The sequence below is a fragment of the Pseudoalteromonas sp. genome (genome assembly GCF_041613455.1).
Classification (GTDB): Bacteria; Pseudomonadota; Gammaproteobacteria; order Enterobacterales; family Alteromonadaceae; genus Pseudoalteromonas.
The window spans coordinates 1-9,333 of record NZ_JBFJHD010000123.1; the positions used below are offsets into that span (position 1 = coordinate 1).

Annotated in this window: 6 protein-coding genes; 3 read left to right on the forward strand and 3 right to left on the reverse strand. The window is 44.5% G+C overall.

Translation table 11 applies throughout. From position 1 onward, the window contains the following. Window positions 1–723, reverse strand: a 723-nt coding sequence (gene hemH, locus ABYB02_RS11470; protein ID WP_372762586.1) for a ferrochelatase, incomplete at its 3' end; no start/stop codon positions are given. 585 nt (window positions 724–1,308) lie between these two features. Between hemH and ABYB02_RS11475 the strand changes: the two genes are divergently transcribed. Beyond that, window positions 1,309–3,852 carry a TonB-dependent receptor plug domain-containing protein gene (locus tag ABYB02_RS11475; RefSeq protein ID WP_372762587.1) on the forward strand — a complete coding sequence of 848 codons (2,544 nt, stop codon included), beginning with the start codon at window positions 1,309–1,311 and terminating at the stop codon, window positions 3,850–3,852. 208 nt (window positions 3,853–4,060) lie between these two features. Further along, complete coding sequence (gene arfA / locus ABYB02_RS11480; RefSeq protein WP_372762588.1) at window positions 4,061–4,261, forward strand: alternative ribosome rescue factor ArfA; 201 nt, start codon at window positions 4,061–4,063, stop codon at window positions 4,259–4,261. 184 nt (window positions 4,262–4,445) lie between these two features. Here the strand turns inward: arfA and ABYB02_RS11485 are convergent, their stop codons facing one another. After that, a complete protein-coding gene (locus ABYB02_RS11485; protein ID WP_372762589.1) occupies window positions 4,446–5,945 on the reverse strand; it encodes a phospholipase effector Tle1 domain-containing protein in 1,500 nt (499 codons plus the stop codon). Between the two features lie 277 nt (window positions 5,946–6,222). Next, entirely contained in the window at window positions 6,223–7,527 is a 1,305-nt protein-coding gene (locus tag ABYB02_RS11490) for an NAD(P)/FAD-dependent oxidoreductase (RefSeq protein ID WP_372762590.1), read from the reverse strand. 239 nt (window positions 7,528–7,766) lie between these two features. Between ABYB02_RS11490 and ABYB02_RS11495 the strand changes: the two genes are divergently transcribed. Continuing rightward, window positions 7,767–9,333 (forward strand): ATP-dependent DNA helicase RecQ (locus tag ABYB02_RS11495; RefSeq protein ID WP_372762591.1); only part of this gene is annotated, 1,567 nt, incomplete at its 3' end.

Sequence of the window (9,333 nt, forward strand, 5' to 3'; positions counted from 1 at the left end):
AAGTTTTTCCACCACTAAACGGGTGGTTTGTAAACATAGACAGTGGTATGGGTCGCCATGATCTAAAAATTGTTTTGGCATACCGTGGTACGAAAACACCAGTTTTTGTGGCATACCGTGTTTGGCTAAATCTTCACTAATGCTATTAGCCAACGATTCAAGGTACAGACTATTTTTATGATAGCCGTTAATAAAGTGCAGCTCGGGGACCCAGCGCCACTTACGCAATACGTTTGACACCGCATCAAAGGTTGAGCCGGTTGTGGGGCTGGAATACTGCGGATAAAGCGGTAGCACAATAATACGTGTAAGGCCTTTGTCTCTTAGCTCTTCAAGGCCGGCTTCGATAGAAGGATTACCATAGCGCATGGCCATCACCACTTCGGTATTACTGTAGCCTTGCTGTTTTAGTAGCGCAGTTAATTTAATGCTTTGCTGGCGCGTAATATGGGTTAACGGCGAGCCATTTTCGGTCCAAATACTTTTATACAGTTTAGCCGAGCGCTTAGGACGAATACGTAAAATAATACCGTGCAGAATGATCATCCACACAATACGCGGTATTTCGACTATGCGCGGATCGGATAAAAACTCGCGTAAATAGGTGCGCAATGCGGATGCTGTGGGTGCGTCAGGGCTGCCTAAGTTAGTCAGTAATATGCCCGTTTTTTGATTAAAACGCCCGTCGTGGGGATTATCGGTAACGGCTGAAAATCGCGACACGGTAGTGCTCCTTCAAGCAAAATAATTAGGTAGTAGTTATTAACGCATAGTGTAACGAAAATACACAGCTTTTAGATCAATCATTTTATTGTTTTAGTTATAATTTTTTAAATGTGGTGTGCACCCTACAAAGATTTAATACGCTTCAAGCACAAACAATTTATTGCAATGCGAGTATGCGACTTTGCAGGACTAACTTATTGCCCCGCATTGCGCGGCTAACTTTGCATCAGTGATTGTTGTTTAGCTGAAAAATCCGTATCAAGCCAGTTTGTAAACTTAGCATTACACGGTGTAAAGGTGCATTACCGGCTATTGTACGCAAAATAAACAGTTGGCGCGCTGAAGGTCAATGTGAACTTTATGTTAACTTGATGGTTTTTTGAAATAAAATGCCATTTTGCTGCAATTTTGTGCTATTTAGGGTGTTAATTTTCATATTTGGCTTTTAATTGCATACAAAGACTAATTATTTATACTTTTTTGTTTCTTTTTGATTGTGTATGTTGCTAGGATGTTGGCTAAGGGTTGCAACTTTAGCAACCCAGCATAAATTACAAAAACATCTTAAACAGGGTCGTCACTATGCCAACATATCGTTTAAACACACTCGCAGTTGCTGTTGCTTTTGCCTTTAGCGCACCAAGCATTGTTAGCGCACAAGAAACACCGACTAAAGCTGTTAAAAACATTGAACAAATTTCAGTACTTGGTTCGCGTGTATCAAACCGCACTTCAACCGAGTCTTCTTCTCCTATTGATTTAATTGACGCCGACGATTTAAACAAAGGCGGCTTTACTGAGCTTGGGCAAAGCTTACAAGCAACCGCGCCTTCATTTAACTTTTCGCGTACACAAGTATCTGACGGCTCTGATTTATTTAGACCTGCTACGTTACGTGGCTTACAACCGGACCAAACCTTAGTACTGGTAAATGGTAAGCGACGTCATAACCAATCTATTTTTGGTTTAACAAGTACAGTAGGGGGTGGCTCTGCCGGTACCGATATGAATGCCATTCCATTGGTGGCATTAAAAGGCGTAGAAGTACTGCGTGATGGCGCTGCAGCGCAATATGGTTCTGATGCTATTGCTGGGGTAATTAACTTATCGTTGAATAACTCAACCGGTATTACCACCGGCTATGTACAATACAGTGAAACGGGCGAAGGCGATGGTGAAACCATATCAGCAGCTTTAAACCGTGGCTTTGAGTTAGGTAATGAAGGCGGCTTTGTTAACTTTTCATTAGAGCACCGCGATGCAAAAGCGACTAACCGTGCGGAACGTGATATTGGCGGTTCGGTTGATGTTGAACCAGGTACATTGTCAGAAAATGTGCGTTGGAGCCAAGGTAATTCAGACAGTGAATTTACCTCGCTATTTTATAATATGGCCCTGCCGGTAGCGGGTGATAACGAGCTTTACTCATTTGGTGGTTACTCTGAGCGTACTGCACTAGGTAATGGCTTTTACCGTAACTTTGATCAGGCATCAAAAAACGTCACGCAAGTATACCCAGACGGCTTTTTACCGCGCATTTATAATGAAGCGCAAGATATTTCGTTGGCGCTTGGTTTAAGAGGTGAGATCAACCCAGATTGGACTTACGATGTGTCGGCCGTTTACGGTGAAAACCAGTATGACTTTACCTCTCGTAACACTTTAAATGCCTCGTACGCGGCAGAATATGTTGATAGCAACCCCAATGCCAGTGACGCTGAAATCGTTGCTAACGCTGGACCAACGGCTGGTTATTCAGGCGGCTTTCGCTTTGATCAAACAACATTAAATGCTGATATTAGCGGTATTGTTGATATTGGCCGTAGTGAACCACTGTACCTTTCATTTGGTGCAGAATACCGTAAAGAAAACTATGAAATAGTACCGGGTGAAGAAGCGTCTTATGCGTGTGGTTTAGCCAATATGGACACCTCGTATCCATCGGTTAACGACCCTGATCAGTTTGCTGAATGTGGTTTTCAAGCATACCCGGGGCTGCGCCCAGAAGCGTCAAACGCAAAAGATCGCGACAGCTATGCGGTTTATGTTGATGCCGAAACAATGCTTAGTGATGCGTGGAACGTGAGTGGTGCGTTGCGCTACGAAGACTTCTCGGATGCAGGCGATGAGTTAATTGGTAAACTAGCCACCCGTTACGAAGTTAATGATGACTTTGCGGTACGCGGCGCGGTATCGACCGGTTTTAGAGCACCGTCTTTACAACAAAGTGGCTACACCGCTTTTACCGCTAACTTAGGTTCAGACGGTACACTTAGCCAGTCGTTTACTGCCACTACTGGTTCGGCTTTCCCTGCGGCATTAGGGGTAACCAGCTTAGAACTTGAAACTTCAACCAACTACAGCGCAGGTTTTGTTTACGATGTAACCACTGACTTATCGTTAACGGTTGATTTTTATCGCGTAGAAATTAAAGACCGCATTACGTTAGGGAGCTTACTCTCGGAAGAGCAAGTATCGTTTAGCCAAGAAGCGGTTGATGCACTGAGAGCCACCGGCGCGGTACAAGCAAACTACTTTTCAAACTCGTTAGACTCAACCACGCAAGGTGTAGATGTAATAGCGTCTTACCGTACCGATATTGATGGTGCCAATGTGGGCGTGACCTTTGCAGGTAACTTAAACGAAACCAAAGTAGACGACGTGAATGCAGCACCGGGTATTCCAGACGAAGTCGCACTTGATCCTATTCAAAGCAGCTTCTTAACCGATGGACAACCTAAAGAGCGCGCAACCTTAACCTTTGATTACGAACGCGATGTCTACAATGCCATGGTGCGCTTTAACTACTTTGGCGAAACCGATGTAAAATACTTTGGTAACGACCATATTCCACTACCGGGGTTTTTATCACCAACGGGATCATTTAAGCCTACCAGTACGGTTGAATCAGCTGTGCTAGTTGATTTAAACGTGGGTTATGAGATTAACGAAATGTTTAGCGTATCAGTGGGTGTTGACAACATTTTTGATGAAACACCGGATGAGCTGGGCGATGATGAAGTGCTAAACTTTATATCTAATGGCGCCTTTAAATACCCGTTACGTGCGGTACCGTATGGGTTTGATGGCAGAAGCTACTATGCAAAATTAAGCTTTAGCTTTTAAGCGCTAGCAGCGTATTAAAGTGATGAAAAGCGCAGTTAATAGCTGCGCTTTTTTTATCCGTTTGCGGTGAGGAATGCGCCCGTAAAATTGAGATAAAATAGTTAATAAAAGTGTTTTAAAACACTTGCAAGCTTGTAAATTAGGCCTACAATCGCCATCTCTTAGGTACTTGCTAATACCAGCGAGTAATTACATTATAGGAATAATGATGAGTAAAAAATCTAAAGCAAAAACGGCCACTCAAGGCGCCGTAGACACCGGCCGTGGCGTAATAAAACACAATGCCTTAGCCGCACTGGTTACGTCTAAAGTGTTTAAACCGCAAGTGGTTAAAGCTAAAAAAGGCAAAGGCTCATTTAAACGCAACAACAAACACGCAGGGCGAGAGTGTTATTTAATCGCCGCTTAAATAGCTGCGATCAAATAACACGTTTGCTTTTAATTATTAGGTTCGAGGCTCTAGGTTCTAGGTACGAGGCTCTAGGTACGAGGTTCTAGGTATTAGCTTATCACTTTCGCCTTGAACCTGCTTTCATCACCGCACTTGGCTAATCCCTACCTGACACCTATAGCCTGAAACCTGAAGCCTGCTCTCATCCTACTCTAGTCACTTTTAGTTTAATTTTGCCGGCATTGGCGCCATAAAAGCGTTTTAGGTCGTTGGCGAACGGGCAAAATTCGCCCGATTTGGCTATGTCTATCGTTGCTCCCTCGGCTATGGTAAATAACTGCTCATCGCTTTTACCGATGGCACCGATAAGCGCAAACCATTGTGCGCTGGGTTGGCGTCGAAATGGCTCTAGCAACGCGATGGGGATTTCTTTAGCGCCTAACTGCACGTTGTCGCGCTGCCAGCCGCTTGCGCTACATTTGATACCATCGTCATACCAGTATTGATCTGGGTAGGGGGTAAATTGATAGCGTGCTCCTTGCTCCAGCATCAGGCCGCTCTGGTTGTAAGCTTCGCTGGCGTACACCATCACATCGTGGCTTTGGTTTATGGCCAACACGCTGATATTTTGCTGAGCAAGTTCAATATGGGCACTTAACCCGATAAAGCTCAATTGTGTAGCGTCGTTATAGCTTATTTTGTAATGCTGGTTTTTTAGTGATTCAGGACGGTAACTGGTCAATGTATTGATCCGCTCAGCCACGCTGTAATGCACTAGAGGCTCAAGGGGGCTTGGCTCGTTATCGACTAACACATAACACTCTCTGTCTATGAGTTTAAACAATGGGTTAAACCAAAAGTAATTTTGTTGATGACTCAGTGCCAAAGGATCGGGAGTAATGGTTATATCGTCTTGGGCAATGAGATTATTTTCTGGGAATAACGCACTGTAGTCGATATCGTGACTGGTTAATAGGGTGATGCGTAACGGATGTGTGAGCAACCATTCGATAGCATAACGCAGGCAAATATCGGCCAGTCCATCGCGGTAATAGCCGCCACCAATATCTGAGTGTGCTCCAGCAAACCAGATTTCAGTTATATTCTGTTGCTGATTCATTAATGTGGGTTCAAATGCGCGGCGCTTTTCATCTAGGGCTACGCAGTGCAGCGCGTGGCTAACATTATGCGCTATGGTGTGGTTTTCAAAAATAACGTGATCAGCACCACGGGTGGCTTTTCTTAGTTTAGATAAGCCAATAGACGCGATGGTGTCGAAAACACACAAGTAAACTTGGCTGCTAATCACTGGCTCTAGTAATTTAGCAAAGCGCCTAGCAAGGGCCGCACCGCGGCTAAAGCCGGTGAGTAACACGCTATCGCCCGGTTGATAGTGGTTGTTAAAGTCGTTGCGAGCCGCTGTTAAAATACTGGCTACATCGTCATTACGTGGCGCCAGAGTTTGATTTAATAAGCGTTTTAAACGGCTGCCCTTGGTGCCAATTCCTTGGTAATAAAAGCTGAGTTGGTTGCTAAAAGGCGTTTTGGGGGCGCTTTGAAATTGGCCGCCTAATAATAGATGCAGTTTAACAATATTCGATACACTGCTGTCTTCTTTAAAATGCTCAGCACTAAATTGCTCGGCATCTCTGGGCTCTCCACCGGTGCCATCAAAATTAAAAATCAGCGTTTTCGCTGTCATTGCGATCCCCTTTATATAGTTGATACGATGGTCAATTAACTGTTAATGGCAGCAAATAGTGCGCTACAAAGTAACAGCGCTTGGTTAGTGTTTTCCTGATAGCTAAAATAGTTATTAGGTTCTAGGTTCTAGGTTCTAGGTGCTAGGTTCTAGGTATCAGGTTCTAGGTATTAGGTATTAGGTTTTAGTGTCGCCTCGAACCTGCTTTTCACCACTGCGCTTGGCTCGTCTCTGCCTGAAACCTATAAGCTGAAACCTGAAACCTGCTCTTTATCATTTAATGCAGTTTCATTTTGGGGCGCACCACGCGCAGTACTTTTTCGCTGATCCACAAGGCAAAGGTTTTTGCGCTGCCGTGAATGGCGCGCTGATGCATGCGATACAGTGAAATATACATAAAGCGGGCTATTTTACCTTCAATAAAAAAGCTGTTGCTGGTTAAGTTACCCATTAAATTACCCACTGTGCTGTAGCGCGATAAGTTAACCAAAGAGCCATGATCGCTGTATTTAAAGGCGCTCAGCGGTTGTTGTTTTAACGTTGCAATAATATTTTTTTCAATACATTGCGCCATTTGGTGCGCCGATTGGGCACGTGGCGGTACTTGTTTACCATCGGCTTGCATAAACGCACAGCAATCGCCTAACACAAAAATGCTGTCATCAACGCTGCTTTGTAAATACTGGTTAACGTGTATTTGGTTGCTGCGAGTAAGCTCAAACAGGGCTAAGTCTTTAATAAAGTCGGGGGCTTTAACGCCTGCGGCCCACACCATAATATCGGCATTGATTTGTTCGTCGTCTTGGGTGATAAAGCCCTGCTCGGTGGCCTGTTTTACTTGAGTGTGCTCGCGTACGTTAACGCCTAATTTAAGCAGTTCGCGCTTAGCACTCACGGCAATGCGCTCGGGCAGCGCGGGTAAAATACGCGCTCCCGCTTCAATTAAATGAATATGTAAGCGCTTCGACGACATATTGGTTAAACCGTATAGCTTTAACAGTTCAGAAACATGATACAGCTCGGCCGATAACTCCACCCCGGTGGCCCCGCCACCGACAATGGCAATATTTAACGATTGTTGTTGGTTGTCGTCTTGGTGCAAGCGGGTAAAGCTGTCGAGAAGGGCGTGTTGAAAACGTTCTGCTTGTTGGGCCGAGTCTAAAAGGTAGCAATGCTGTTTAATGCCGGGGGTATTAAAGTCGTTACTTACACTGCCAATGGCAATGACTAGGTAGTCGTAGCGTACACTGCGCTCGGGTAATACAGTGTGACCCACTTCGTCGTAAAGTGGCGCTAGGGTAATGGTTTTATTGTTTTGATTTATGTTACAAAAGGTGCCCAGTTGAAAGCGGTAATGATGTTTAGCAGCATGAGCACTGTACACCACACCATCTAAATCGGGGTCAATTGAGCCCGTTGCGACTTCGTGGAGTAACGGTTTCCAAATGTGAGTACGATTTTTATCGATTAATAAAATATCTGCGTGTTTTTTCTTACCGAGTTTATGTCCTAATTGCGTTGCAAGCTCTAATCCGCCAGCACCCCCGCCAATTACCACGATTCTAGGAGTAGTTATTTCCATTGTGTTGCCCTTAAAAATAATATACCCAAATAATCTGTATTGTGATTTTTAGAAGGTTATTTGGGTATTGCTAAATTATTTTGGCAAACGTTGCAGTGCGTTAGCGAACACTATTTTGCGCCTAAATAATGCATCTGTCAGCAAAAAAAGCCGCTGAATGCTGTATACTGGGTTGCAATTATTTCATCTACAGGCAATAACTGAGTTATCAGCCTGAGCCGGCAAAAAAGGAACTTTATATGAGCCTTTCGCTTCTTCAATCACTTGAGCAACACTTTGGCTTTAACCACTTCCGTACTGGGCAACAGCAAACCATTGAGCAACTGTTAAATGGCCAATCGTCGTTGGCAATATTTCCTACCGGCTCTGGTAAGTCATTGTGTTATCAGTTAACGGCGTTACATTTACCGCATTTAACCTTAGTGGTGTCGCCGCTATTGGCGCTGATGAAAGATCAAATTAGCTTTTTAAATAGCAAAGGCATTTATGCTGCCAGCCTCGATTCGAGCCAAGACCAACTGCAAAGCACCACCGTGATGAACGATGTGCGCAGTGGCAAAGTAAAGGTGCTGATGGTGTCGGTGGAACGCTTTAAAAATGAGCGCTTTAGAGAGTTTATCAGCCAAGTAGCGCTGTCGATGTTAGTGGTTGATGAAGCGCACTGTATTTCGGAGTGGGGGCATAACTTTAGACCCGATTACTTAAAGCTGCCGCGTTATCGTGAAGAGCTGAATATTCCGTTGGTGTTGCTGCTGACCGCCACCGCCACTAAAAAAGTAAAACGCGATATGGCCGAGCGCTTTGCTATTGACCCCGCGTGCATAGTCCAAACCGGCTTTTACCGCAGTAACCTCGATTTAACTGTATTGAGTGTTAAAACCGCAGATAAAAACACAGCGCTGACTAATATTGTGCGCGCCCAGCAAGGCCCGGGTATTGTGTATGTCACGCTGCAGCAAAGCGCCGAGCAAGTGGCGAAGGTGCTCAGTGAGCAAGGGCTGCAAGCGGTGGCGTATCATGCTGGGCTTGACGATACGCTACGCGGGCAAATTCAAGACGATTTTATGAGTGGTAAAATAAATGTAGTGGTGGCCACCATTGCCTTTGGCATGGGGGTCGATAAAGCCGACATACGTTTTGTTATTCATTACGATTTACCCAAATCAATCGAAAACTACAGCCAAGAAATTGGCCGTGCTGGGCGCGATGGCAAGCCCTCAAACTGTTATACCTTAGCCAATTTAGATGGCTTAAACACAGTAGAAAACTTTGTTTATGGCGACACGCCTGAGCTGAGCGGTATTGAGTATGTAATTAACGATATTCGTCAACATCAGCTGCAGCAACAATGGGAAATGCAAGAATATAGCCTTTCCAGCGACAGTAATATTCGCCAGTTAGCACTTAAAACCTTGTTAGTGCAGTTAGAAATACAAGGGGCAATTACGCCGCAGTATGCTTACTACGCCGATTTTAAATATAAGTTTTTGGTCGATAAAACCGAGTTACTGAGTCAGTTTGACGCGCAGCGCCAAGCGTTTTTAACGCAAATATTTAACCATACCACGTTTAAAAAAATCTGGGGCACGCTTAATTTTGACAGCCTCACGCAAGCGGCGCAGGTGGAGCGAAAACGCGTGGTAGCAGCGCTTGACTACTTAGCCGAAAAACAGCTTATTGCGCTTGAAACTAAACGTATTACTCAAGTATATAAAGTGCACAACGATGTGCTAGATAACCCGCAACTTGCCCAGCAACTGCATGATTACTTTAGTGATAAAGAGCAGGCCGAAATTAAACGTATTG

What these genes read in the sequence shown, in the direction of transcription:
- ABYB02_RS11475 (WP_372762587.1), top strand. Translation starts at nt 1,309, where the DNA reads ATGCCAACATATCGTTTAAACACACTCGCAGTTGCTGTTGCTTTTGCC.
- arfA (WP_372762588.1), top strand. Translation starts at nt 4,061, where the DNA reads ATGAGTAAAAAATCTAAAGCAAAAACGGCCACTCAAGGCGCCGTAGAC.
- ABYB02_RS11485 (WP_372762589.1), bottom strand. Translation starts at nt 5,945, where the DNA reads ATGACAGCGAAAACGCTGATTTTTAATTTTGATGGCACCGGTGGAGAG.
- ABYB02_RS11490 (WP_372762590.1), bottom strand. Translation starts at nt 7,527, where the DNA reads ATGGAAATAACTACTCCTAGAATCGTGGTAATTGGCGGGGGTGCTGGC.